The 24,423-nt window shown below is 74.2% G+C and carries 19 protein-coding genes and 3 pseudogenes; 7 read left to right on the top strand and 15 right to left on the bottom strand.

Features of this window, described 5'->3' with window-relative positions:
* Positions 1-48: 48 nt before the first annotated feature.
* Entirely contained in the window at positions 49-1,053 is a 1,005-nt protein-coding gene (locus ABEA81_RS23905) for a hypothetical protein (protein ID WP_345607543.1), read from the top strand.
* 37 nt (positions 1,054-1,090) lie between these two features.
* Here ABEA81_RS23905 and pdxT read toward each other — a convergent pair whose 3' ends face one another.
* On the bottom strand, positions 1,091-1,723 hold the full coding sequence (pdxT, locus tag ABEA81_RS23900; protein WP_425570642.1) for a pyridoxal 5'-phosphate synthase glutaminase subunit PdxT: 633 nt from the start codon (positions 1,721-1,723) through the stop codon (positions 1,091-1,093).
* Positions 1,686-5,242, bottom strand: a pseudogene (gene dnaE / locus ABEA81_RS23895) (DNA polymerase III subunit alpha). Before dnaE ends, pdxT begins: the two are co-directional and overlap by 38 nt.
* Between dnaE and ABEA81_RS23890 the strand changes: the two are divergent.
* Both ABEA81_RS23890 and ABEA81_RS23885 read left to right on the top strand, forming a co-directional pair.
* A pseudogene (locus tag ABEA81_RS23890) lies at positions 5,213-5,491 on the top strand (helix-turn-helix domain-containing protein); the annotation flags it as partial. The pseudogenes dnaE and ABEA81_RS23890 sit on opposite strands and share 30 nt — an antisense overlap.
* A gap of 301 nt (positions 5,492-5,792) precedes the next feature.
* Entirely contained in the window at positions 5,793-6,299 is a 507-nt protein-coding gene (locus ABEA81_RS23885) for a LysR substrate-binding domain-containing protein (RefSeq protein ID WP_345607542.1), read from the top strand.
* A gap of 1 nt (position 6,300) precedes the next feature.
* Here the strand turns inward: ABEA81_RS23885 and ABEA81_RS23880 are convergent, their stop codons facing one another.
* Positions 6,301-7,698 (bottom strand): NAD-dependent malic enzyme, encoded by a 1,398-nt coding sequence (locus tag ABEA81_RS23880; RefSeq protein WP_345607541.1) that lies wholly within the window; start codon positions 7,696-7,698, stop codon positions 6,301-6,303.
* 111 nt (positions 7,699-7,809) lie between these two features.
* Between ABEA81_RS23880 and ABEA81_RS23875 the strand changes: the two genes are divergently transcribed.
* From ABEA81_RS23875 to ABEA81_RS23865, 3 genes are all read left to right on the top strand, one after another.
* On the top strand, positions 7,810-8,565 hold the full coding sequence (locus ABEA81_RS23875; RefSeq protein WP_345607540.1) for a DUF4328 domain-containing protein: 756 nt from the start codon (positions 7,810-7,812) through the stop codon (positions 8,563-8,565).
* A 17-nt stretch (positions 8,566-8,582) separates the two neighbouring features.
* Positions 8,583-9,023: a hypothetical protein gene (locus ABEA81_RS23870; protein ID WP_345607539.1), complete on the top strand. Its 441-nt coding sequence runs from the start codon at positions 8,583-8,585 to the stop codon at positions 9,021-9,023.
* Positions 9,024-9,132: 109 nt separating this feature from the next.
* Positions 9,133-11,238 (top strand): elongation factor G-like protein EF-G2, encoded by a 2,106-nt coding sequence (locus tag ABEA81_RS23865; protein ID WP_345607538.1) that lies wholly within the window; start codon positions 9,133-9,135, stop codon positions 11,236-11,238.
* A gap of 4 nt (positions 11,239-11,242) precedes the next feature.
* Here the strand turns inward: ABEA81_RS23865 and ABEA81_RS23860 are convergent, their stop codons facing one another.
* Together ABEA81_RS23860 and ABEA81_RS23855 are read right to left on the bottom strand one after the other, a co-directional pair.
* Positions 11,243-11,551: an AzlD domain-containing protein gene (locus tag ABEA81_RS23860; RefSeq protein WP_345607536.1), complete on the bottom strand. Its 309-nt coding sequence runs from the start codon at positions 11,549-11,551 to the stop codon at positions 11,243-11,245.
* Positions 11,548-12,243: an AzlC family ABC transporter permease gene (locus ABEA81_RS23855; RefSeq protein ID WP_345607535.1), complete on the bottom strand. Its 696-nt coding sequence runs from the start codon at positions 12,241-12,243 to the stop codon at positions 11,548-11,550. The genes ABEA81_RS23860 and ABEA81_RS23855 overlap by 4 nt, the downstream gene beginning before the upstream one ends.
* 54 nt (positions 12,244-12,297) lie before the next feature.
* Between ABEA81_RS23855 and ABEA81_RS23850 the strand changes: the two genes are divergently transcribed.
* Positions 12,298-12,852, top strand: a complete 555-nt coding sequence (locus ABEA81_RS23850; RefSeq protein ID WP_345607534.1) for an XRE family transcriptional regulator — start codon at positions 12,298-12,300, stop codon at positions 12,850-12,852.
* A 10-nt stretch (positions 12,853-12,862) separates the two neighbouring features.
* Here ABEA81_RS23850 and ABEA81_RS23845 read toward each other — a convergent pair whose 3' ends face one another.
* From ABEA81_RS23845 to ABEA81_RS23800, 10 genes and pseudogenes are all read right to left on the bottom strand, one after another.
* On the bottom strand, positions 12,863-15,187 hold the full coding sequence (locus ABEA81_RS23845) for an ATP-binding protein (RefSeq protein WP_345607533.1): 2,325 nt from the start codon (positions 15,185-15,187) through the stop codon (positions 12,863-12,865).
* A 47-nt stretch (positions 15,188-15,234) separates the two neighbouring features.
* Positions 15,235-16,092 (bottom strand): glycoside hydrolase family 16 protein, encoded by an 858-nt coding sequence (locus ABEA81_RS23840; RefSeq protein WP_345607532.1) that lies wholly within the window; start codon positions 16,090-16,092, stop codon positions 15,235-15,237.
* A 122-nt stretch (positions 16,093-16,214) separates the two neighbouring features.
* Entirely contained in the window at positions 16,215-17,126 is a 912-nt protein-coding gene (pdxS, locus tag ABEA81_RS23835) for a pyridoxal 5'-phosphate synthase lyase subunit PdxS (protein ID WP_345607531.1), read from the bottom strand.
* Between the two features lie 45 nt (positions 17,127-17,171).
* The gene (locus tag ABEA81_RS23830; protein WP_345607530.1) at positions 17,172-17,759 is read right to left on the bottom strand and encodes an NUDIX hydrolase; all 588 of its coding nucleotides are present in this window, start codon (positions 17,757-17,759) and stop codon (positions 17,172-17,174) included.
* Positions 17,760-17,871: 112 nt separating this feature from the next.
* On the bottom strand, positions 17,872-19,005 hold the full coding sequence (locus ABEA81_RS23825; RefSeq protein ID WP_345607663.1) for a glycosyltransferase family 4 protein: 1,134 nt from the start codon (positions 19,003-19,005) through the stop codon (positions 17,872-17,874).
* A gap of 26 nt (positions 19,006-19,031) precedes the next feature.
* Entirely contained in the window at positions 19,032-20,000 is a 969-nt protein-coding gene (locus ABEA81_RS23820) for a phosphatidylinositol mannoside acyltransferase (RefSeq protein ID WP_345607529.1), read from the bottom strand.
* Positions 19,997-20,638 (bottom strand): phosphatidylinositol phosphate synthase, encoded by a 642-nt coding sequence (pgsA, locus tag ABEA81_RS23815; protein ID WP_345607528.1) that lies wholly within the window; start codon positions 20,636-20,638, stop codon positions 19,997-19,999. Before pgsA ends, ABEA81_RS23820 begins: the two co-directional genes overlap by 4 nt.
* A gap of 56 nt (positions 20,639-20,694) precedes the next feature.
* Positions 20,695-21,258 carry an HIT family protein gene (locus tag ABEA81_RS23810; RefSeq protein ID WP_345607527.1) on the bottom strand — a complete coding sequence of 188 codons (564 nt, stop codon included), beginning with the start codon at positions 21,256-21,258 and terminating at the stop codon, positions 20,695-20,697.
* A 109-nt stretch (positions 21,259-21,367) separates the two neighbouring features.
* Entirely contained in the window at positions 21,368-23,425 is a 2,058-nt protein-coding gene (gene thrS, locus ABEA81_RS23805; protein ID WP_345607526.1) for a threonine--tRNA ligase, read from the bottom strand.
* A gap of 179 nt (positions 23,426-23,604) precedes the next feature.
* Positions 23,605-24,423, bottom strand: a pseudogene (locus ABEA81_RS23800) (hypothetical protein); the annotation flags it as partial.

Raw genomic sequence — 24,423 nt, 5'->3', positions numbered from 1 at the left:
TTTCCTCGTTCGCCTCCGTACATCGGGGCTGCCGCGCATCATCGGGCCATGCGGATGCGCGCCGGCAGCCCTCATCCTGACGACCTGTTCGCGGCAGCGGTGGCCGGGGTGATCCGCGCCCGGCAACTCGTGGAGCTCGGTCTGCCGGAGACCACCGTGTACCGGCGCTGCCGCGACGGCGGCCCCTGGCAGCGGCTCGCACCCGGGATCCTCCTGATGGCGACGGGGCACCCGACGCCCGACCAGCTCGCGACCGCCGCCGTGATGCACGGGGGCCCGGGCAGCATGATCACGGGCCTGCACGCGTGCCATCGGTACGGCGTCCGCCGGGGCCCGGCGCTCCCGCCCGCGCTGCACCTGCTCGTGCCCCACGCCCGCCAGGTCCGCAACACCGAGTTGATGCACGTGGAGCGGACCGCTCGCCTTCCCGCACCCATCGTCCGGGGCGGCTTCCCGCTCGCACCGCCCGCCCGTGCCGTGATCGACGCCGCCCGACGTCTCCGGTCGCGACGCGAGATCACCGAACTCGTCTCGGATGCCGTGCAACGCCGGTTGTGCACGGTGACCCAGCTGTCGGCCGAGCTGACGGAGAGTGGGCGACGCGGCTCGTCGACACCGCGGAAGGTCCTCCAGGACGTCAGCGCCGGAGTGCTGTCCGCTGCCGAAGCGGACGCGAAGAAGCTGTGGCAGCGCTCCGGGCTACCGGAGCCGTGGTGGAACGCCCGGGTCCACGACGCCGACGGGAACCTGCTCGGGATCGCCGACGCCTGGTGGGACGACGTGTGCCTGGCGTGGGAGATCAATTCCTTCGAGTGGCACCTCGCCCCACAGGACTACGCGCGTGAGCAGGAGAAGCGGGCGCGGTTCGCCGCCGCCGGCGTCACCGTGCTGCCCACGCTCCCGAGGCGGCTGCGCACCCACCGCGCGCAGGTCATCGACGAACTGCGCAAGTCCTACGCGTCAGCCGCCAGCCGCCCGAGGCCCGACGTGCGGGCCTCACCACGCGACGACGGACGCCAGCATGGTGGCCTTACTGGCGGAATACGGCAGTAAAGCCACCATGCTGTCATCGGGGGCGCCGCTTGCCGGGCTAGTTCCTCGCCCGCTTCACCAGGTCGCAGAAGAGGCCGTGGACGCGCAGGTCACCGGTCAGCTCCGGGTGGAACGCCGTGGCGATCACCGCGCCCTGCCGCACGGCCACCGCCCGGCCGGCCGCGGGACCGGCGTCGGCTCCCGAGAGCGTGCGGGGTGGCACCGCGGCGAGCACCTCGACCGCCGGCCCGACCGACTCGACCCACGGGGCGCGGATGAACACCGCCCGGACGGGACCGTCGGGGAGGCCGGCGAACTCCAGGTCGGTCTCGAACGAGTCGACCTGGCGGCCGAAGGCGTTGCGCCGAACCACGACGTCGAGGCCGCCCAGCTGCTGCTGGTCGGGGCGGCCGTCGAGGACCTCGCTGGCCAGGAGGATCATCCCGGCGCACGAGCCGTACGCCGGCATCCCGTCGACGATCCGCTTGCGCAGCGGGTCGAGCAGCTCGAACGTCTGCAGCAGCCGGCTCATCGTCGTGGACTCGCCGCCCGGGATCACGAGGGCGTCGACCGCGTCGAGCTCGGACGAGCGCCGCACCGGCACCGCGCGCACGTCGCCACAGGCCTCGAGGGCCGCCACGTGCTCGCGGACGTCACCCTGCAACGCGAGCACGCCGATCACCGGAACCACGCTCTCCAGCGTACGTCGCCGGCAGCACCGCGATCGCCGGCACGGCCTTCAGCTCGCCCAGGAGCGCCGCGGTGGCCGCCACCGGGTAGTCGTCGAGCGCGAACAGGCGCTCACCGACCCGGACGTGCACCGGCACGTCGCCGCGGTGAGCGAGGAGCGTGCGCCGCAGCTCGTCGACGGCGTCGGCGTCGAGGCGCTCCGGCGCGCACGACAGCACCAGGGGCTCGGGCCCGGTCACGGCCAGGTCGAGCACCGTCAGGGACTCACCGAACACCGACATGCGGTCCTCGCGCCAGCTCACCCGCCCGGTGACAGCCACCGCGGCGTCCTCGGCGAGCTGCGCGCCGACCACCGCGTACGCCCGGGCGAAGAACAGGACCTCCAGGCTCGCGTCGAGGTCTTCGACGGTGCAGATCGCCCACGGCTCGCCCCGCTTGTCGACGCGCCGGTCCACCGCGGTGATCAGCCCGGCGATCGTGACCTCCCACTCGCGGGGCCGGTCGGCGAGCAGCGCGGCGATCGAGCGGTCGGCGTGGCGGCGCAGCAGGTGCTCTGCGCCGTCCAGGGGGTGGGCCGTGACGTAGAGACCGAGCATCTCCCGCTCGTGGGCGAGCAGCTCCGCCCGCGAGTACTCGTCGGGGAGCAGCCGCAGGTGCGCGAACGGCGAAGCGGACTCCGGCTCCGCCGCGTCGTCCCCGAACAGGTTGTACTGGCCCGCTGCCGCCCGCCGCTCGAGCGGGACGACGGCGTCGACGGCCGCCTCGTGCACCTCCACCACGGCTCGGCGGGTCGCGCCCAGCGATTCGAAGGCGCCGGCCTTGGCGAGGGACTCGAGGGCCCGCTTGGCGCAGACCGCGAGCTCGGAGCGGTCGAGGAAGTCGGGGAAGGAACGGTAGGGCCCGCCGCGCTCGCGGGTGGAGAGGATCGACTCCACGACGCCCGCGCCGACGTTGCGCACGGCCTCCAGGCCGAAGCGGATGTCGTCGCCGACGGCGGCGAAACGCCGGGCCGAGGAGTTGACGTCGGGCGGGAGCACGCGGATGCCGAGCCGCCTGCACTCGGCGAGGTAGACCGCGGACTTGTCCTTGTCGTTGCCCACCGAGGTCAGCAGCGCCGCCATGTACTCCACGGGGTGGCGCGCCTTGAGGTACGCCGTCCAGTAGCCGACCAGGGCGTACCCGGCGGCGTGCGACTTGTTGAACGCGTACCCGGCGAACGGGAGGATCGTGTCCCACAGCGCCCGCACGGCCTCGTCGGAGAACCCGGAGGCGCGCATGCCGGCCCGGAACCCGTCGAACTCCTCTTCGAGCACCTCCTTCTTCTTGCCCATCGCCCGGCGCAGGACGTCGGCGCGGCCCATCGAGTTGCCGGCCACGCGCTGCGCGATCTGCATGATCTGTTCCTGGTAGACGACCAGGCCGTGGGTCTCGGCGAGGATGTCGCGCAGGGGCTCGGCGAGCTCGGGGTGGATCGGCTCGACGCGCTGGCGACCGTTCTTGCGGTCGGCGTAGTTCAGGTGGGTGTTCATCGCCATCGGCCCCGGCCGGTACAGGCGTTGACCGCGATGATGTCGCCGAACCCGGTGGGCCGCAGGCGGCGCAGCAGCTCCCGCATGGCCGCGCCGTCGAGCTGGAAGACGCCCAGGCTCTCGCCGCGGGCCAGCAGCGCGTAGGTGTCCGGATCGTCCAGCGCGAGGTTCTCGAGGTCGACGTCGACGCCGCGGTTGGCGCGGACGTTGTCGATCGCGTCGCCGATGACGGTGAGGGTGCGCAGCCCGAGGAAGTCCATCTTCAGCAGGCCGATCGCCTCGCAGGACGGGTAGTCCCAGCCGGTGATCAGCGCGCCGTCGTCGCGGCGCCACAGCGGAACGGTGTCGATCAGCGGCTCGGCCGACATGATCACGGCGCACGCGTGCACCCCCGCGCCGCGGACGAGGCCCTCGAGCCCGCGGGCCGTCTCCATGATCGTCGCCACGGTCTCGTCGCGCTCGACGCGCGCGCGCACCTCCGCCGCCTCGGTGTAGCGCTCGTGCGCCGGGTCCACGATCCCCGACAACGGGATGTCCTTCGCCGCGACCGGCGGTGGCAGCGCCTTGGAGATCCGGTCGGCGATCGCGTAGCCGGCCTGCCCGAGGTGGACGCGGGCGGCGTCCTTGATCGCGGCCTTTGTCTTGATCGTGCCGAACGTGATGACCTGCGCGACCCGGTCGGCGCCGTACCTCTCGGTGGCGTAGCGGACCATCTCACCGCGGCGGCGGTCGTCGAAGTCCATGTCGATGTCGGGCATCGACACGCGTTCGGGGTTGAGGAAGCGCTCGAACAGCAGGCCGTGCCGGATCGGGTCCAGGTTGGTGATGCCCAGCGCGTAGGCCACCAGCGAGCCGGCCGCGGACCCGCGGCCGGGGCCGACCCGGATCCCGACGTCGCGGGCGTGCGCCATCAGGTCGGCGGTGATCAGGAAGTAGCCGGGGAAGCCCTTCTGGACGATGACGTCGATCTCGAAGCCGGCGCGCTCGCGGTAGGCGTCCGGGACACCGGCGGGAAGGCGCCGGCCCAGCCCCTCGGCCACGACGTGGCGCAGCCAGGACGCCGCATCGTGCCCCTCCGGCACGTCGTACACCGGCATCCGGTCCCGGTGCTCCCAGACCTCGGCGTACGACCCGATCCGCTCGGCCACCTCCAGGGTGTTGTCGGCCGCGTCCGGCACCTCCGCGTCCCAGCGGGCACGCATCTCGGCGGGCGAGGCGAGGTGGTAGCCGTCGCCGTCGAAGCGGAAGCGCGCCGGGTCGGTGAGCGTCCGGCCCGACTGCACGCACAGCAGCGCGGCGTGCATCGCCGCCTGGTCGCGGGTGACGTAGTGCGAGTCGTTCGTGGCCAGTGGCGGCAGGCCCAGCTCACGGCCGATCTCCAGGAGGCCCTCGCGCACCGACCGCTCGATGGCCAACCCGTGGTCCATCAGCTCCAGGTAGACGTTCCCGGCGCCGAACAGGTCCTTCAGGTCGGACGCCGCCTGCATCGCCTCCGCCCGCTGCCCCAGCCGCAGCCGCGTCTGCACCTCGCCGGACGGGCACCCGGTGGTGGCGATGATCCCGGTCGCGTGCGCGGCGAGCAGGTCGTGGTCCATCCGCGGCTTGCGGTAGTAGCCCTCGATGCTGGCCAGCGACGAGAGCCGGAACAGGTTGCGCAGCCCCGTCGCGTCCTGCGCGAGCAGCGTCAGGTGGGTGTACGCGCCGCCCCCGGAGACGTCGGTGCCGCGCTGGTGCGGCTGGCCCCAGAACACCGGCTTGCGGTGGAACCGGCTGGCCGGTGCCACGTACGCCTCGATCCCGATGATCGGCGTGACGGCGCTGCGGCTCGCGACCCGGTGGAACTCGTCGGCACCGTACAGGTTGCCGTGGTCGGTCATCGCCACCGCGGGCATACCGAGGCGCTCGGCCCCTGCGACGAGCGCGGCGATCTTCGCGGCGCCGTCGAGCATCGAGTACTCGGTGTGGACGTGCAGGTGCGCGAACGAGTCCACGTACGCTCCTCGGTGGTGGGCTGCCGATCTTTAGTCAGGCATCCCAGCCAGCGCAGCGCCCTGCGGTCCAACAGCGGACACGCCGGAAGCGACAACCAGCGGTTGTGCGAAGAGGTGATCGTGGAGCTCGACGTGGGAGCGGTGCGCGCATTCGTCGCGGTGGCGGGCTGCCGCCGCTTCGGCGAGGCCGCCGACGAGCTGGGGATCAGCCAGCAGGCCGTCTCCAAGCGGGTAGCGAAGCTCGAGTCCGACCTCGGCGCCACGCTGCTGCGCCGGACGCCCACGGGCGCGGAGCCGACCGACGACGGGGCGGCGTTCCTGCTGCCGGCCCGGGCGCTGCTCGCCACCGCCGACCAGGCAGTCGACGCGGTCCGGTCCCGCAGGCGCGCGCTGCGCGTGGACGTGCTCGGCACCCGGCTGGCCAGCACGGAGCTGGTCCGGCGGTTCCACGAGAGCACCGGCGCCGACGTCGAGACCATCACCTCGGACGGCCTGCGTACCGCGATCCCGGCGTTGCTGCACGGCTCGGTCGACGCCGCGTTCGCCCCGGGTGCTCGGCCCGCTGGACCCCGCGCTGGCGCACACCACCGTCTGCCTCGACCCGCTGCACGTCCTCGTCGGCGCCGCGCACCCCCTCGCCGGCCGCAGGCTGGTGACGATGGCCGAGCTGGCCGGCTCCACCGCGTGGATGCCCGGGAACACGCCCGGCACGGAGTGGACCGCCTGGTTCACCGACCTCGCCGCCGAGTTCGCCCTGCGCATCGAGACCCGCGGCCCGAACTTCGGGTTCGACCACCTGCTCGACGAGGTGGCCCGCTCGACGCAGACCGTCACGTTCGCCGGGGAGGGCGTGCGCGTGCCGTGGCACCCCGACCTCGTCCGGATCCCGGTGGCATCACCGGTACCCGTCTACGCCCACTCACTGCTGTGGCGGCGCGACAACCGCCATCCCGGCCTACCCGCGCTCGTCACCCACCTGAAGGCCGGCTACCGCCCCCCGACCCGTGCGGAGTGCTGGCTCCCGGCGGTCGAGCAGCACCTGTTCACCGGCGGATGATTCAGACCGGGGCGACGTCCTTCTTCCGCGTGGCCTCGCGCACGGCCTCCGCGACGGCGGGGGCGACGGCGGAGTCGAACACGCTCGGCACGATGAACGACGGGTTCGGTTCGGTGACGACGTCGGCGATGGCGTGGGCCGCCGCGATCAGCATCGCGTCGGTGATGTCGCGGGCCTGCGCGTCGAGCAGCCCGCGGAACACGCCGGGGAACGCGAGCACGTTGTTGATCTGGTTCGGGTAGTCCGAGCGGCCCGTGGCCACGACCGCGGCGTACGCGGTGGCGATCGCGGGGTCGATCTCGGGATCGGGGTTCGCGAGCGCGAACACCACGGCGTCGCGGGCCATCGTCTTCAGCTCGGCGGCCCCGAACAGGTTGGGCGCCGACACGCCGATGAACACGTCGGCGCCGACGAGCGCGTCGGCGAGCGACCCGGTGGCGCCCTCGACGTTCGTGTGCTCGGCGATCCAGCGCAGGTTGTCGTCGAGCCCGGGGCGATCGCGGTGGACGATCCCCTCGATGTCGACGGCCACGACGTCGCCCGGCCCGCCGTTGGACTGCAGCAGCCGGATGATCGCCGAGCCGGCCGCACCGACCCCGCAGACCACCACCTTGCAGTCGGCGATCGGCTTGCCGACCACGCGCAGCGCGTTGCGCAGCGCGCCCAGCACCACGACGGCGGTGCCGTGCTGGTCGTCGTGGAACACGGGGATGTCGAGCAGCTCCCGCAGCCGGGCCTCGATCTCGAAGCAGCGCGGCGCGGCGATGTCCTCCAGGTTGATGCCGCCGTAGGCCGGGGCGAGGATCTGGACGGTCCGGATGATCTCCTCGGTGTCCTGCGTGTCGAGGCAGACCGGCCAGGCGTCCACCCCGGCGAACCGTTTGAACAGCGCCGCCTTGCCCTCCATCACGGGCATCGCGGCGGCGGCGCCGAGGTTGCCCAGCCCGAGCACGGCCGACCCGTCGGTGACCACCGCGACGGTGTTGCGCTTGATCGTCAGCCGGCGCGCGTCGGCCGGGTTGGCCGCGATCGCCTGGCAGACCCGGGCGACGCCCGGGGTGTAGGCGCGGGAGAGGTCGTCGCGGTTGCGCAGGCTGACCTTCGACTGCACCTCCAGCTTCCCGCCCAGGTGCACGAGGAACGTGCGGTCGGAGACCTTGCGGACCCGCACGCCGGGCAGCGCCTCGAGCGCCGCGGTGATCTCGCCCGCGTGCGCCTCGTTGAGCGCGTTGCAGCTGATGTCGACCACGAGCGTGGCCGTGTGCGACTCGACGACGTCGAACGCGGTGACGACGCCGCCGACGCGGCCGACCGCCATCGTGAGGTCGCCCGCGGCGCTGGCGGAGGCGGGCACCTCGACCCGCGCGGTGATGGCGTATCCGGGACCGGGAACTGGCACCTCCGCACCTTATCCGCGCGCATGTGACGTGACGTGCGCCACAGCACCCAACGCCCCGTCCCCGGTCCAGGTCGTCCGAGGTGTCCCGCCCCCCGCACCACGGAGGTACCGATGACCGCCGTCCCGCCCGCCGAGCCCGTCCCGACCGCCGAGCCCGTCCCGACCGCCGCACCCGCCCGGCCGCGCCCGATCAACGGACTGGGCACCGCCGCCGCCGCGCTCCTCGCGGCCACCGGCCTGCTGTACGTGCTGCCGCTCTTCCAGGACTGGTCCACCTACGGGCTGATCTCCGACCACGTCAGCGGCTGGATCGGTGAGGACGCGTTCTGGCAGCAGTACTCCGCGTCCTCGTCCCTCACGTTCGTGCTGCTGATGCTCCCGATCATCGTCGCGGCCGGCATCACCTGGCTCGTCTGGGTCCACCGGGCGCGCACCAACGCGGGGGTCATGTCACCGGAGTACCGCTTCCGCTACTCCCCCGGCTTCTCCGTGGCGGGAATGGTGGTGCCGTTCGCGAACTACTGGTGGTCGCGGCCCATCCTCGAGGACATCTGCATCGGCAGCAGCCCGGACCACCCGGCCGACGACACGGTGCGCCTCGTGCGGGTCTGGTGGGGGATCGTGACCGGGGGCACGCTGCTGGCGCTGTTCGGCCGGCCCCTGTTCCCGGTCCACGTGCTCACCTACACACCCGACGGCCGGCTCGTCGGCGGCGGCGCCGAGGCGGTGCAGGGTGTCCTCGGCACCGCGCTGTACAACACCATGCTGGCGCTGGTGTTCGCGCCGACCGTCGTCCTGCTCGCCGTGATCGTCCGCCGGGTCAGCCGGCAGCAGACCGAGATCCTGTTCCCGGCGCAGCAGGCGTGAGCGGGAGGACGACCGACATGACGCAGATGACGACGCCCCACCCGGCCGCCCCCGGCCGCCGGCCGGTCGCCCCGCTGGTCTGCTGCACCATCGCCACCGTCGTCGTCACCCTCCTCGCGCTCGTCGCGACCGGCGGCGCCCTGGTCTGGCTGCAGTCCGGCGGCCCGGCCACCGACCGGGCGATGGCCACCCTCCTCGCGGTGCTCGGGCTCGTGTTCCTCGGCACGCCGGCCACGCTCATGTGGGTCGCGCTGATCCGGCTCTTCACGCAGCCGCCGCGCGGTGCGACGCTCATGATCGGGTGCCTGCGCGCGGTGGGGGGGTTCGTCCTGGTGGTGGCGTTGCCGACGATGAGCCGCAGCGGGAGCGTCGCCGTGATCGGCGCAGTGGCCGGCATCGCGCTGGCGTTCCTCGGCGCGGCCCAGCTGCTCGCCTCGGCAACCCGCGCACCTGCGTGAACCGCCCCGCCCCTGCCGGCCGAAGCGAGCCGGCAGGGGGTTGTGGGCGTTCCGGGACGGGTGTGTGATGGCGGGCACGTCACACGCAGCGTCGCGGAGGTGGTCCTCGATGGCGGTCAGAGCAGAGGCCGGGCAGCGCGCGGGGAGCCGTGGGACGGCCCCCGCCGCCAGTGATCCGGCCCGGGTGCGCAACGCGGTTCTCGTCGGACCGTCCGGCTCCGGGAAGACGACGCTGGTGGAAGCGCTGCTCGCGCACACCGGCGAGATCCCGCGCGCGGGCACCGTGCTCGACGGCACCACCATCTGCGACCACGACCCGGCGGCCGTCCGCCAGCAGCGATCGGTCGCGCTGTCCGTCGCTCCCCTCCTCCACGCGGACACCAAGATCAACCTGATCGACACGCCCGGGTACGGTGACTTCGTCGGTGAGCTGCGCGCCGGGCTGCGCGCCGCCGACGCCGCGCTCTTCGTCGTGCCGGCCAACGCGGGCCGCGAGGGCCCGATCGACCCCACGATCGTGGCCCAGTGGGAGGAATGCGCCGCGGTGGGCATGCCCCGCGCGGTCGTCGTCGCCCGCTGCGACAACCCGCGCGCCGACATCGAGGCGACGATCGCCGCCTGCCAGGAGGCGTTCGGCACCGGCGTGGCCCCGCTCTACCTCCCGCTGCGCGACGGTGCCACCCTCACCGGCCTCTACGGCCTGCTCAGCCAGACCCCGGCCGGGCAGGCCCCTCCCGGCGCCGACGACGCGCGGGCCGGGCTGATCGAGGGCATCATCGAGCAGTCCGAGGACGAGACGCTCATGGACCGCTACCTCGGCGGCGAGGACATCGAGGTCGGCACGCTCATCGACGACCTGGAGACCGCGGTCGCCCGCGGCACGTTCCACCCGGTGATCCCCGTCTGCGCCGCGTCCGGCACCGGCCTGGACGCGCTGCTGGAGGTCATGGTCGGCGGGTTCCCGTCGCCCCTCGAACACCCGCTGCCCGGCGTCACCGGCGTCGACGGGGCCGAGCACGCGCCGCTCGTCGCCGACCCGGACGGGCCGCTCGCCGCGGAGGTCGTGCGGACCTCCGCCGACCCCTACGTCGGCCGCGTGTCACTCGTGCGGGTGTTCTCCGGAACGCTGCGCCCCGAGTCCACCGTGCACGTGAGCGGCCACCCCACCGGTATCCCGACCCAGCGCACGGGCGAGGCCGACGGCCACGACGCCGACGAGAAGCTCGCCCACATCTACGGGCCGCTCGGCGCCACGCTCCGCGAGGTCGACGAGTGCATCGCCGGCGACATCTGCGCGCTCACGAAGCTCGGCAGCGCCGAGACCGGCGACACCGTGTCGGCGGCGGACCACCCGCTGCTGCTCTCGTGCTGGAACCTGCCCGAGCCGCTGCTGCCCGTCGCCATCGTGGCCCGCACGCGCGGCGACGAGGACGCCATGGTCAAGACCCTCGCCAAGATCGTCGCCGCCGACCCGACCCTGCGTCTGGAACGCAACCAGGAAACCCACCAGACCGTGCTGTGGTGCATGGGCGAGGCCCACGCCGACGTCGTGCTCTCCCGGGTTCGGGCCGGCGGGGCCGAGGTCGACACCGAGCCGGTCCGTGTCCCACTGCGCGCCACCCTCGCCAAGCAGGCGAAGGTCACGGGCCGGCACGTCAAGCAGTCCGGCGGGCACGGGCAGTACGCCGTGTGCCACGTCGAGTTCGAGCCGCTCCCCCGGGGCGCGGGCATCGAGTTCGTCGACAAGATCTTCGGCGGGGCGGTCCCGAACCAGTTCATCCCGAGCGTCGAGAAGGGGATCCGGGCACAGGCCGACCGCGGCCTCACCGACGACCACCAGCCCGTGGTCGACTTCCGCGCCACGCTGGTGGACGGCAAGGCCCACAGCGTCGACTCCTCCGACGCCGCGTTCCAGACCGCGGGCGCCCTCGCGCTGCGGGAGGCCGCGCAGGCCTGCGGGGTGGTCGTGCTCGAGCCGTACGACGAGGTGTCGATCCGGGTGCCCGACGAGCACCTCGGGTCGGTGCTCGGCGACCTGTCCGGCAGGCGCGGCCGGGTGCTGGGCACCGATGTCGCCGGCCAGGGCCGCACCCTCGTGCAGGCCGAAGTGCCGAGCGTCGAGCTCCTGCGCTACGCCGTCGACCTGCGCGCCCTCACCGCGGGCGCGGCGACGTTCACGCGCCGGTTCGCCCGGTACGACGTGGCGCCCGGGTAGGGGATCACGGCACCCCGAGCACCCGCAGCCCGGCCGCCGTGCCGGCGGCGAGCACCACGACCAGGACGAACGGCACGCGACGCCACGCCGCCACCGCCCCGACGAGCACGCCCGCCGGCCGCGCCCAGCCGGCGAACCCGCCGCCCTCGGTGAGGGTGGCGGTGGCGACGAGCGCCACCAGCAAGGCGGTGGCGGCCAGGTCGAGGTAGCGCTCCACGCGCTCCGGTACCGAGAGCCGGTCGCGCAGGACGATGCCGGCGAGGCGCATCAGGTAGGTGCCCGCACCGAGGACGAGAACGGCCGCCCAGCTCACGACTCCCCCCTCGCGACTGTCGCCGTGCGCGCCGCCAGCAGGCCGACGAGACCGACGATCACCGGCACGCCGGCCGGCAGGAACGGGGCGGCGGCCAGCGCCACGACCGCGGCGGCGAGCCCGACCCGGCGGGCGTCCGCCCGGCGCAGCGCGGGCAGCAGCAGGGCGAGCAGGGCCGCCGGGAATGCGGCGTCGACGCCGAACGCGGCCGGGTCCGGGATGGCCGAGCCGGCCAGCCTGCCCACGACCGCACCCGCGTTCCAGAAGGCGAACAGCAGGAACCCGCAGGTCCAGTAGGCGGTGCGCCCGCGGGGTCCGCTCCCCCGGGCCCGGGAGAACGCGACCACCTCGTCGACGAGCAGGTGCGCTCCCAGCAGCCGCGCCGGCCAGCGGTCGGCGATGGTGCCGCCGATGGCCAGCCCGAAGGGCACGTGCCGCGCGTTCATCAGCAGCCCGGCGGCCACGGCCGCGAACACGTTGCCGCCCGCCGCCACCACGGCCACCACCAGGAACTGCGACGCGCCCGCGAACACCACCACCGACAGCGCGACCATGAGGACGAACGGCACCCCGGCGGTGCCGGCCAGGGCACCGAACGACGCGCCGACCACGGCGATCGCCGCGGCCAGCGCGAGTGCGTCGCGGAGGTCGTCCCGGTGCAGAGCCGCGAGTGTTCGGCTGAACGAACGCATGTCCGATAGAGTGAACGAGCCCGAGCGTGTTCGTCAAGCCGAACAAGGAGTCCGATGGACCGAACAGGCCCGCTCTCCGTCATCGCGGCATCGCTGCGCCGCGAGCGCGAGCGGCACGGGATCTCGCTCACCGAGCTCGCCCGCCGCGCCGGCATCGCGAAGTCGACGCTCTCCCAGCTGGAGGCGGGCACGGGCAACCCGAGCGTGGAGACGCTCTGGGCGCTCGCCGTCGTGCTCGACATCCCGTTCAGCCGCCTGGTCGACCCACCGGCCGCCCCGGTCCAGGTGCTGCGCGCGGGCGAGGGGATCACGATCCCGTCCGAGCACGCCCCGTTCACCGGCACCCTGCTCGCGGCCTGCCCGCCCGGTGCGCGCCGCGACCTGCACGTCATCGCGGGCGAGCCGGGGCCGCAGCGCGCCGCCGACAGCCACATCCCCGGCACCACCGAGCACATGGTCGTCACGGCCGGGCGGTGGCGCGCCGGGCCCGTCGGCGGCGAGGTGGAGCTCGGCGTGGGCGACTACGCGCGCTTCCCGGGCGACCGCCCGCACACCTACGAGGCGCTCGCGGCGGGGTGCACCGCGGTGCTGGTGATGGAGTACGTCTGACGCATCGCGGCTACCGCGCCACCCCCAGGAGGCGCTCGACCTCCTCGGTCGCCGGATCGCCGCGCTCGAGGCACAGCCGATGCGCCTCCCGCCACACCTCCATCGCCTCCTCCTCCGCGCCGGCCGCGGCCAGCTGACGGCCCAACCTGATCCGCAGCGGGACCGTCTCGTACCTGACGTCGAGGCGGTCCGCCGCCGCGACCGCCTCCCGGTAGGTCCGGACGGCCGCGTCGTGGTCTCCCCGCGCCGCGTGGACGCCTGCGAGCGTGACCAACGCCGGCACCAGCCGGAACGGTTCGGGGCCGTCCCGGATGACCTCGACGGCACGACGTGCGTGGCCGAGCGCCTCGTCGGCCCGGCCGAGATCCACCAGCAGCCCGGCCAGGTTGTTCAGGGCGAAGGCGGCGTAGAGCTGGTTGCCCTCCTCCAGGTACAGGTCCCTCGCCCGCTCGAGCGCCTCCCGCGCCTCCTCAGGCCGTTTCGCGTCGCGGTAGGAACTCCCGAGGTTCAGCAGGCTGCTCGCCTGCCCCCTGCGGATGCCCAGCCGCTCGAAGATCGCGAGGGCCGCGCGGCTCGTCTCGATGTCGTCCTTGCCGGCACAGCCGGGAAGGTGGCCGTACGGCTTGCTGAGCCCGTTGCGGATCTTCGCCTCGAGGAGGGCGTCCCCGATGGCGACGGCGTGGTCGACCCCCGCCTCCCCGACCAGCCGCATCTGGTGCCAGAGGCCGCGCACGTAGAAGTGCGGCCAGGTCAGCTGGCCGAGCACGGCAGCGGCTTCCCGCTGGCGGGGGTCGCCGGCCCACCGCACGATCTCGACGATCGCGTCCTGCTCGGCGTCGAACCACTCCGCGGCGGCGCGCTGACCGGCGAACCGCTCGGGCGTGATGCCCTCCGGCGGATCGGGCGGGATCGGCAGCTCGTGCGGGGTCGCGGCGAGCTGGGCCCGCGCATCCGCCGCGGTGTAGACGTACCACTGCAACAGGCGGCCGCGGGCGGGCGTGCGGAGGCCCGCGTCCTGCCCGGCACGGGCGCAGGAGTACTCGCGCAGCAGGTCGTGCAGCTCGAACCGGCCGGGGAACGGCTCCTCGAGCATGCTGGCGTTCACCAGGCGCCCGAGCGCCGCGGCCGCTCGCGCCGGCGGCACCCCGGCGAGGGCGGCCGCGGCCGACACGCCGATGCCGTTCCCCGGATGGAGGCCGAGGACGTCGAACATGCGTGCCGACTCGGGATCGAGCGCGTCGTAGGACCACGCGAAGACCGAGCGCAGGTCGGTGTCCGGGCTCTCGTCGATCGACAGCGCCGCCAGGCGGCCGCGGTGGTCGGCGAGCTCGGCCGCGAGCTCGCGGAGCGGCCTGCCGGGCATCCCGCCGGCCCGCTCGGCGGCCAGGCGCAGCGCGAGCGGCAGGCGCGCGCACAGCCGGACGATCGCGGACGCCTCCTCCGGCTCGGCCGCCACGCGGTCCCGGCCGATCGCCTCGGCCAGCAGCTCCAGCGCGTCGTGCTCGGGGAGCAGGTCCAGGGTGAGGTGGCGGGCGCCGTGGCGGACCGAGAGCGCGCGCAGCTTCCGCCTGCTCGTCACGAGCACGACGGCGGCGCTCCCCGGCAGGAGCGGCCGCACCTGGTCGCTGTCCTTCGCGTTGTCGAGCACGATCAGCACCCGCCGCGTGGCCAGCGTGCTGCGCAGCAGGGCGGAGCGCTCGTCCACCCCGGCCGGGACGCGGTCGGGGTCGACCCCCGACGAGCGCAACAGCGCCGCCAGCGCGTCGGCGGGGCGCACCGGCTCACCCGGCCCGTACCCGCGCAGGTCGAGGTAGAGCTGGCCGTCCGGGAAGTGCTGCTTCGCGTGATGGGCCCAGTGGACGGCGAGGGCCGTCTTCCCGATCCCCGCGGTTCCGTCGATCGCCGAGATGACGATGGGCGCCGAGTCGTCCCCGCCGAGATCACCCATGATCTTGTCGAGCCGGGCGATGTCGTCGTCCCGGCCGACGAACCCGTGGACGTTCGACGGGAGCTGCCGCGGCGTGGCCCACCCGTCGGAGGCCGCCGGCTCACCGGGGCCGGCCGTCCGGTCCGGCGCGCCACCCACCGCCGCCGCGAGCGTCGCCCGGTCCGCCTCGCTCAGGTTCAGCGCCGCGGCCAGCAGCTGCAGGGACGTGCCGTGCGGGTGTGCCGTCGGGTCGCCGGACTCCAGCCGCCGGATCGTGCGCGCGGAGAGCCCGGCCCGCTCCGCCAGCTGCTCCTGCGTGAGCAGCGCCCGCCTCCGCCATCCGCGCAGCAGGGGGCCGACCAGCCGATCGTCATCCCGCGATCCCACGGCACCGTCGCCCGAGTCCACGGCCCACACTCTGCCGTCCCCCGGGGGCCCGGTGCCAACGGGCCTGCCTACCTCCCCGACGGTGCCCGCTGCGACGACTGCAGCACGCGGTTCGGGTCGGGCGCACCTTCCCGCAGCGGGGCGCCCTCGTCGTCGGCCCCCGGGTACGGGTACTGCTTCACCCAGTCGACCAGCATGTGCGACTCCTGGACCTCACCCTTGCCGTCCTCGGGGAACCAGTCGAGCTGGACGCACAGGTGCATGGCCCGCGGCGGGAGGATGTCGACCTTCTCGGTGCGCCACCACTCCTTGCCGTCCACGAACGCCGCCACGTGGGTGGGCGCCCATTCCACGGCCCAGTTGTGCCATTGGGTGGCGTCGATCTTCACCTTGCCGCCGACCTGGTCGTTGTCCTTGCCGTAGTGCAGGAACAGGTTCGTGGTCTGGCGGGTGTGGTCCATCATCTCCATGAAGTCGATCTCGCCGCCCTCCGGGAAGTCCTCGGCGTCGGGCCACAGCAGCAGCAGGGCGTTGTAGGACTCGTCGCTCGCGGGCGCCTTGACCCGGCCCTCCCAGCGGCCGTAGCGCTGCCCCGGGTCCCATGCCATGCCCGCGGTGTCGCCCTTCGGGCTGCCCGTGATCGTCATGATGCCGTCGGCGAAGCTCAGCGCGTCTGGGGTGCGGCGCCCCTGACCGGCGTGGCCGGGCCCGTCGTAGACGTTCCAGCCCTCCCCGAGCTTCCCGTCGAACTCGTCGACGCGGTTGGGTTCGCCCCAGCCGTGCAGCACGGCGGCGCTCGTCTCCTGCCCCGCGGACCCGGCCGGGGCGGCGGGCGGCGGCGCAGGCGCGGGCGACGCACCGGCCGTCGAAGCGCTCCCGAGCACGACCGTCCCGACGATGGCCGCGATGGTCAGAGATCGCCTCATCCGTCTCCCCCGCACCTCGAGTCACAACTCGGACACGGCGGACACTAAGCAGCGATCACTGCTCCGGCCGGGTCGATCACCTCACCGGGGGCGAACTCGACCGGATCGAGGGACGGGCCGCGTCACCAGCCCCGCGCGGCGTAGCGCTGCTCCGCGGGGAGTTCGGCGACGTTGATGCCGACCATCGCCTCGCCGAGGCCACGGGAGACCTTGGCGATCACGTCGGGGTCGTCGTGGAAGGTGGTGGCCTTGACGATGGCCTCGGCGCGCTGCGCCGGGTCGCCGGACTTGAAGATGCCCGAGCCCACGAACACGCCCTCGGCGCCCAGCTGCATCATCATCGCGGCGTCGGCGGGGGTGGCGATGCCGCCCGCGGTGAACAGCACGACCGGGAGCTTGCCGGCCTTCGCGACCTCGGCAACCAGCTCGTACGGCGCCCGCAGCTCCTTCGCCGCGACGTACAGCTCCGCCTCGTCGAGCGCGGCGAGCTTGCGGATCTCGGAGCGGATCGACCGCATGTGCCGGGTGGCCTCGACGACGTTGCCGGTGCCGGCCTCGCCCTTGGAGCGGATCATGGCCGCGCCCTCGGAGATGCGGCGCAGCGCCTCGCCCAGGTTGGTGGCGCCGCACACGAACGGCACGGTGAACGCCCACTTGTCGATGTGGTGGGCCTCGTCGGCGGGCGTGAGCACCTCGGACTCGTCGACGTAGTCGACGCCGAGCGACTGCAGCACCTGCGCCTCGACGAAGTGGCCGATGCGGGCCTTGGCCATCACCGGGATCGAGACCGCCTCGATGATGCCCTCGATCATGTCGGGGTCGCTCATCCGGGCCACGCCGCCCTGGGCGCGGATGTCGGCCGGCACGCGCTCGAGCGCCATGACGGCCACGGCGCCCGCGTCCTCGGCGATCTTCGCCTGATCCGGGGTGACGACGTCCATGATCACGCCGCCCTTGAGCATCTCCGCCATGCCGCGCTTGACGCGCGCGGTTCCCAATGCGGGGGCGGTGGTGGGCGTTTCGGGGGAGGACACGGCCGTCTACCTCTCGGTTCTGCTGGCGGTTCACCCGATGGTACGTCAGGCCGGGGGCCTCATCGGTGGGCGTGCGGGGGCGGCCGTCGTCACACCGGCCGGCGGCGCGGGGTCGGCGATCTCGGAGTACTCCGCTATCTCGAAGTACTCGGGCATCGGCGCCGTGCCCGCGAGGTGCAGCCAGCGCACCAGCCGCCGCGAGCGCAGCTCCCGGGTGTCGCGGACGGCGTCGTTGTGCACCCGCCGGGCGAGGACGAGCAGCTGCTCGGCGTCCACCAACTCCTCGAACACGGGGCCGGGCAGCGCCGACCGTGGCGCGCCGGCGAGCGCACGTCCCAGCACGTTCTCCGCGGCCTCGCGGTCACCCTCGCCCGCCTGTGCGGCGCGGGTCCCGGCCACGGCGGCACGCAGTCCCCGCGCACGGTCCCGGAGGGCCGGCACCGCCTCCAGCACAGCCGCCACCTCGAGCGCCTGGGCGGCCCGGCGCTCGAGCGCCGACTCGAGCGCCGCCCGCGCGGCGTCCGTGCGCACGTGCAGCCGGTGCAGCCGCCGGATCCGCCCGGCGACCAGCGTCGCGAGCCCCACCAGCACGACGACGGCGAGGCCGAGGAGCAACCACAGCAGAAGGTTCACCGGAACCGCGCCCCCAGCGCCGGGCGAGCGCACACATCGAGTGGCGACGGTACAGAGCGCCGGGCATGTGTGCCGTCCCGATCGGGTGTGTGCCGTCGCATCATCGGGGGAGTCATCGGGCCCACTGCGCCGCCACCCGGCGCGGGTCCGCGGCGATCGCCGCCCGGTAGACCCGTAGCACCGCGGCCGCGACCACGGGCCAGCCGAACTCCTCCGCGCGCCTCCGGCCGGCCACGCTGAGGGCCGCCCGGCGCGCGGGGTCGTCCAGCAGGGTCGCGAGCCGCTCGGCGAGCGCCGCCCCGTCGCCCACCGGGAACAGCTCGCCGGCCGGCCGCTCCTCCCCCAGCACGGCGCGGAAGGCGTCCAGGTCGCTGGCGACCACCGGCGCGCCCGCGGCCAGCGCTTCGGTGAGGACGATGCCGAAGCTCTCGCCGCCGAGGTTCGGCGCACAGAACACGTCGAGCGACCGCAGCGCGGCCGCCTTCGTGGCATCGGCGACCGGGCCGAGGACGTCGAGCCGGTCGGCCACCGGCCCGGCCTGGCGCCGCAGGGCCGCGGCGTCACCCCGCCCCACGACGAGCACCCGCAGGTCCGGCCGGTCCGGGGCGAGCCGGCGCACCGCGTCCAGCAGCACCGGCATCCCCTTGCGGGGCTCGTCGAACCGGCCCACGAACCCGACGGTGCCCGGCCGGGGGTACCCGGCGAGCGGCGGCCCCTCGGCGAACGCCGCCACGTCGACGCCGTTGGGGATCTCGACGGCGTCGCCCCCGAGGTGCTCGACCTGCACCCGGCGCGCGAGCGGCGACACCGCGATCCGCGCGGTGACCTTCTCCATCAGCGGCCGCAGCACCCCGCCGAACGCGGCGAGCGCCCGCGACCGCTCGGTGGAGGTGTGGAACGTCGCGACGATCGGGCCCTCCGCTGCCAGGAGCGCCAGCACGGAGACGCTGACCGTGGTGGGCTCGTGCAGGTGCAGCACGTCGAACGTGTGCTCGGCGAGCCAGCGCCGCGTCCGCGCGTAGGTGAGCGGGCCGAACGCCACCCTGGCCACCGACCCGTTGTAGGGCACCCCCAGGGAGCGCCCGGCCGGCGTGACGAACGTCGGCACCGGGGTGCCCTCCCCCGCGGGCGCGAGCACGCTCACCGCGTGCCCGAGCCGCTCCAGCGCGGCGGCCAGCCCCACGACGTGCGCCTGCACCCCGCCGGGGACGTCCAGGGAGTACGGGCACACGATCCCCACCCGCAGCGCCGCGCCGTTGATCAGCACGGGGTTCACCGGGACTCCACGTCGGCCGTCCACAGCGGCTGGAGCGCGTGCCAGTCCTGCGGCGCCCGCGCGATGAGGCAGGCGAACGCGTCGGCGATCGCCTGCGTGGCCTTCGCCACCGACTCCGGGGTGCGGTCCACCGGCACCGGTTCGGAGATCGGAACCAGCCAGCCGTCCCGGCTGAAGTGCGGGTACGCCGGCATCAGCACCGCACCGGTGAGCGCCGCCAGCCGCGCAGGCCCCGCCGGGAACCGCGCGGGCTCGTCGAAGAACGAGACCTCGACCCCGGAGCCGCTGAGGTCGCGGTCGGCCACGAGGCAGACCACGCCGCCGGACCGCAGCCGCCGGGTGAGGGCCCGGTGGGCGGTGGTGCCCGCCTCCGCGGCCACCACCTCGAACCCGAGCGCCTCCCGGTACGCGAGGAACCGCCGGTAGAGCGACTCCGGGCGCAGCCGCTGCGCCATCGTGGTGAACACGGGCTCGCGGCCGAGCCTGCGCAGCGTCTCCACCACCCAGACCCCCGCAGCGTCCCAGTTGCCGCTGTGCGGCACCGCGAACACCACCCCGCGGCCGTCCTCCATCGCCGCGTAGAAGGGCGCCGTGCCGCTCATGCCGCGGTCCATCAGGGCGTGCACGGCGGGCGCGTCCCCCGGCCTCAACCGGAACATCTCGCACCAGTAGCGGGCGTAGCTGCGCAGGCCGGCCCGCACCAGCGCGTCCAGCTCGGCGGGCGTGGCCGACGGCACGACGCGCGCGAGGTTGCGCCGCAGCCCCACGGCGGGCCCACCGCCGTGCCGGGCCGCGAGGTCGGCCGCGAGCCGGAACCCGCGCCCGGTGACGCCGGCCGGGAGGGTCCGCGCCAGCCGCCACGCCAGCGCGTACCGGATGTCGTCGAGCCGCTCCGCGCCGTGCCGGTGACTCGCTCGCCGACGCTCCGCGCCGTGCCCGTGACGCGCTCGCTGACGCTCGCTCATGGGTTCGGCGCCGGGTCGGGTGGGGGGACGGAGCCCGCGTCGCGCGCGCTGCGGTACACCGCCGCGATCCGCTGCCCGACCGTCCACACCGACGCCACCGCGAGCAGCCAGAGCGCGACGTGCAGCGCGTACGGCACGCCGAGCCCGTGCAGCCCGGCGCCGACCAGCGCCACGATCAACCGCTCGGCGCGCTCGACGAGACCGCCGTCGGCGGACAGGCCCGCGCCCTCCGCCCGCGCCTTGATGTAGGAGACCAGCTGGCCCGACACCAGGCACAGCAGCGCCGCGACGCCGAGCACCCGCTCCCCGCCCGCGCCGAGGCACCACCAGGTGAGCCCCGCGAAGAGGGCGCCGTCGGCGACCCGGTCACAGGTGGAGTCGAGCACGGCCCCGAACGGTGTGCTGTACCCGCGGGCGCGGGCCATCGCCCCGTCGACGAGGTCGAGCAGCACGAACAGCGTGACCACCGCGGCGCCGGCGAACAGCTCGTCCCGCGGGAGGAACCACAGCGCAGCGGCGACCGAGCCGACCGTGCCGATCACCGTGACCACGTCGGGCGCGACCCCCCGCGCGACGAGCCAACGGCCGACGGGTTCGGTCACGCGGTTGACCTGCACACGGGCGAAGACGTTGAGCATGGACTCCTGCTTGATCGCCGGGACAGCCGGCCACGCCGCCTCTAGTGCAATCAAGCCTACTGCCGCTCGCCCGACCGCCTCTCCGCCGTCGGCCACGCGTCGGCGAGCAGCGACCGGGTCTCGGACAGCAGCTGCGGGATCACCTTGGTCTGGCCGATCACCGTGATGAAGTTGGCGTCGCCGCCCCACCGCGGCACCACGTGCTGGTGCAGGTGCTCGGCGAGCGACCCGCCCGCCACGGTGCCCAGGTTGAGCCCCACGTTGAACGCGTGCGGCGCCGCCACCCGCCGCATGGCCCGCACCGCCGCCTGGGTGAACGCCATGAGCTCGCCCGCCTCGTCCGGTTCGAGGTCCTCCAGCTCCGCGACGTGCCGGTAGGGCAGCACCATGAGGTGCCCGGGGTTGTAGGGGTGCAGGTTCAGCACCGCGTACACGGTGACGCCGCGGGCCACGACGAGCCCCTCCTCGTCGGAGAGCGTCGGGATGCGGCAGAACGGGCAGCCCTCCGCACCGGCCTCCTTGATGTAGGCCAGCCGGTGCGGCGTCCACAGCCTGCGGAACCCGTCGGGCGTGCCGATGCCGTCGCGCGCCTCGTACGCCGGCTCGCCCGCCTCACCCATGCGCCGATCCTAAGCGCCGTGCGACGCGCGCCGCGGCCCTCCCGGGACCCAGCGCCGACGGGGTTGGCCCTGCGGCCGTGCTACGCCGGTGGGCCCACCACTCCGGCGTTCATGGTGCGGGCGTCGCGGCGAAGACCTCCGCCGTCGGCGAGGTGTTGGTGCGGCTCCCGATCCACTCCGTCACGGCGGCCACGGCGTCGGCGGTGGGCACCCCGTTGCGCTGCGTGCCGTCGCGGAACCGGAAGCTGACCGCGCCCGCCTCGGCGTCCCGGCCGCCCACGAGCAGCAGGAACGGCACCTTCTGCATGGTGTGGGTGCGGATCTTCTTCTGCATCCGGTCGTCGCTCGCGTCCACCTCGACGCGGACCCCGCGGGCCCGCAGCTGCCGCGCGACGTCCTCGACGTAGGGCACCTGCTCGTCGGTGACCGGGATGGCCACGACCTGCACCGGGGCCAGCCACGCCGGGAACGCGCCCGCGTAGTGCTCGGTGAGCACGCCGAAGAACCGCTCGATGGAGCCGAACAGCGCGCGGTGGATCATGACCGGCTGCTGGCGGGAACCGTCGGCCGCGGTGTACTCCAGGCCGAACAGTCCCGGCTCCATGAGGTCGACCTGGATGGTTGACATCTGCCAGCCGCGCCCGATCGCGTCCTTGACCTGCACGCTGATCTTCGGGGCGTAGAAAGCGGCGCCACCCGGGTCGAGCACCAGGTCCAGCCCGCTGGCCTCGGCGGCCTCGCGCAGGGCGTCGGTGGCGCGCTCCCAGTCCTCGTCGGAGCCGATCGACTTCTCCGGGTCCTTCGTGGAGAGCTCGAGGTAGAAGTCGTCGAGGCCGTAGTCGGCCAGCAGGTCGAGCACGAACTTCAGCAGCGACCGGATCTCGCCCTGCATCTGCTCCTGGGTGCAGTAGATGTGGGCGTCGTCCTGGGTCATGCCGCGGACCCGGGTCAGCCCGTGCACCACGCCCGACTTCTCGTACCGGTACACGCTGCCGAACTCGAACATCCGCAGCGGCAGCTCGCGGTAGGACCGCCCGCGCGACCGGAAGATCAGGTTGTGCATCGGGCAGTTCATCGGCTTCAGGTAGTAGTCCTGGCCGGGCTTGCGCACGGTGCCGTCGGCGTTCAGCTCCTCGTCGAGGTGCATCGCCGGGTACATGCCCTCGCGGTACCAGGACAGGTGCCCCGAGGTCTCGAACAGCTGCGCCTTGGTGATGTGCGGGGTGTTGACGAACTCGTAGCCCGCCTCCTCGTGGCGCTTGCGCGAGTAGTCCTCCAGCTCCCTGCGGATCACCCCGCCCTTCGGGTGGAACACCGCGAGGCCGGAGCCGATCTCGTCCGGGAAGGAGAACAGGTCCAGCTCGGCACCCAGGCGGCGGTGGTCGCGGCGCTCGGCCTCGGCGAGGCGCTCCAGGTGCGCGTCGAGGGCCTCCTGGCTCTCCCACGCGGTGCCGTAGATGCGCTGCAGCTGCGGGTTCTTCTCGTCACCGCGCCAGTACGCCGCCGCGGTGCGCATCAGCTTGAACGCCGGGATGAACCGGGTGGTGGGCACGTGCGGGCCGCGGCACAGGTCCGACCAGACGGTCTCCCCGGTGTGGGCGTGCACGTTGTCGTAGATGGTGAGCTCCCCGGAGGCGTCGACCTCCACGACGTCCTCACCGGGAGCGCCCTTGAGATCGATCAGCTCCAGCTTGTACGGCTCGTCGGCGAGCTCCTTGCGGGCGTCGTCGCGCGAGTCGAAACGGCGGCGGGAGAACCGCTGGCCGGCCTTGATGATCTTCTTCATGGACGACTCGAGCTTGCTCAGGTCGTCCGGGGTGAACGGCTGGTCGACGTCGAAGTCGTAGTAGAAGCCGTCGGTGATGGGCGGGCCGATGCCCAGCTTGGCCTCCGGCCGCAGCTGCTGAACGGCCTGCGCGAGCACGTGCGCCGCGGAGTGCCGGATGACGCTGCGACCCTCGTCGGTGTCGGCGGCGACCGCCTCCACCTCCACGTCGGACTCCGGCGCCCAGGCGAGGTCGCGCAGCTGCCCGCCGGCGTCGCGGACCACGACGACCGCGGTGGGCCCGGTGGTGGGGAGGCCCGCCTCGCGTACCGCCGCCCCGGCCGTCGTCCCGGCCGGCACCCGGACAGGGGCGGACGCGGGACGGGATGCGGGCGCGGGCACGGGAGACCTCCACGGGTTTCGGGCTCGGGCGCCGACCGCCCGAGGTCCGTCGATGCTATCCACCGGGGAGAAGCCGGTTTCCGGCAGCCGGTGGTCGCCGCCGGGAGTATCGGTGCGTACATCGGCGGATCCGGGAAGCTGGGCCGTCCAGATGCGTGCCGTACTTCCGGCGGGGGCCACTAGCTCATCCGGTGCAGGCCGGCGAGCATCCGCCGCATCGTGGCCACGTCCGACACCCACGGCTGCCGGAGCACCGGCGGTGTCACGAACCCACGCGGGGACGGGGCGGCGGTCCGCGCAGCCGCCACCCGGCGGCGGCGCGGCAGCGTGGCGACGGGCGGGAGCGCGAGCACGGCGAGCGCGCCCGAGCCCGTGAGCGGCACGCTGCCGTCGACCGCGACGAGCGCGGGATCCCGGCCGTCCGGGACCGGACCGCCCGCGGGCCGCGGCAGCGGAACCCGCGGCGGCTCCGGCACCCGGCTCGTTCGCGGCTGGGGCGTCGGCCGCGGGACCGGCTGTGAGACCGGCTGTGAGACCGGCTGTGAGACCGGCTGCGGGGCCGGCTGGGGCGTCGGCTGCGAGATCGGCAGGGGCGTCGGCTGCGAGATCGGCTGCGGGCGCGCCGCGGCGGGCCGCGGACGCGGTGGGACCGGACGCATCGACGGCGCCGTGGCCATCGCGTCGACGCCGCGTCGGGGCCCGTCGGCGCGACCACGCGCGGCCGGTTCGGCGGCCCGTCGCGCCTCGGCCGCGTGCGCGGGGCGCCGTCCCGGCTGCGGGGACGGCGCGGGGGACGGGTCCGGGAGGGAGTACGGCCAGCCGGTCCCGGCCGCGGGACGCGCGCGGGGGGCCGGCGGCTCGGCCTCCCGGCGGTGCGTCGGCCGCGGGCGCGGTACCGGGGGCGCGGGTGGCCCGGCCGGAGCGGCGGTGCCGGCGGCGGCAGTGGCGGCGGCAGCGCGGCGCACCTCGGCCGAGGCCAGGCCGCGCCGCACGGGCCC

The sequence above is a fragment of the Pseudonocardia adelaidensis genome (assembly GCF_039543345.1).
GTDB lineage: Bacteria > Actinomycetota > Actinomycetes > Mycobacteriales > Pseudonocardiaceae > Pseudonocardia > Pseudonocardia adelaidensis.
The sequence above is the reverse complement of the archived record's forward strand: the minus strand, read 5'-3'. Positions and strand labels throughout refer to the sequence as shown.

Bases quoted from the DNA above. Each gene is read 5' to 3' on its own strand.
- ABEA81_RS23905 (WP_345607543.1), top strand. From the start codon at position 49: ATGCGGATGCGCGCCGGCAGCCCTCATCCTGACGACCTGTTCGCGGCA.
- ABEA81_RS23875 (WP_345607540.1), top strand. From the start codon at position 7,810: ATGACCGCCGTCCCGCCCGCCGAGCCCGTCCCGACCGCCGAGCCCGTC.
- ABEA81_RS23870 (WP_345607539.1), top strand. From the start codon at position 8,583: ATGACGCAGATGACGACGCCCCACCCGGCCGCCCCCGGCCGCCGGCCG.
- ABEA81_RS23865 (WP_345607538.1), top strand. From the start codon at position 9,133: ATGGCGGTCAGAGCAGAGGCCGGGCAGCGCGCGGGGAGCCGTGGGACG.
- ABEA81_RS23855 (WP_345607535.1), bottom strand. From the start codon at position 12,243: ATGCGTTCGTTCAGCCGAACACTCGCGGCTCTGCACCGGGACGACCTC.
- ABEA81_RS23850 (WP_345607534.1), top strand. From the start codon at position 12,298: ATGGACCGAACAGGCCCGCTCTCCGTCATCGCGGCATCGCTGCGCCGC.
- ABEA81_RS23840 (WP_345607532.1), bottom strand. From the start codon at position 16,092: ATGAGGCGATCTCTGACCATCGCGGCCATCGTCGGGACGGTCGTGCTC.
- ABEA81_RS23820 (WP_345607529.1), bottom strand. From the start codon at position 20,000: ATGAGCGAGCGTCAGCGAGCGCGTCACGGGCACGGCGCGGAGCGTCGG.
- pgsA (WP_345607528.1), bottom strand. From the start codon at position 20,638: ATGCTCAACGTCTTCGCCCGTGTGCAGGTCAACCGCGTGACCGAACCC.
- ABEA81_RS23810 (WP_345607527.1), bottom strand. From the start codon at position 21,258: ATGGGTGAGGCGGGCGAGCCGGCGTACGAGGCGCGCGACGGCATCGGC.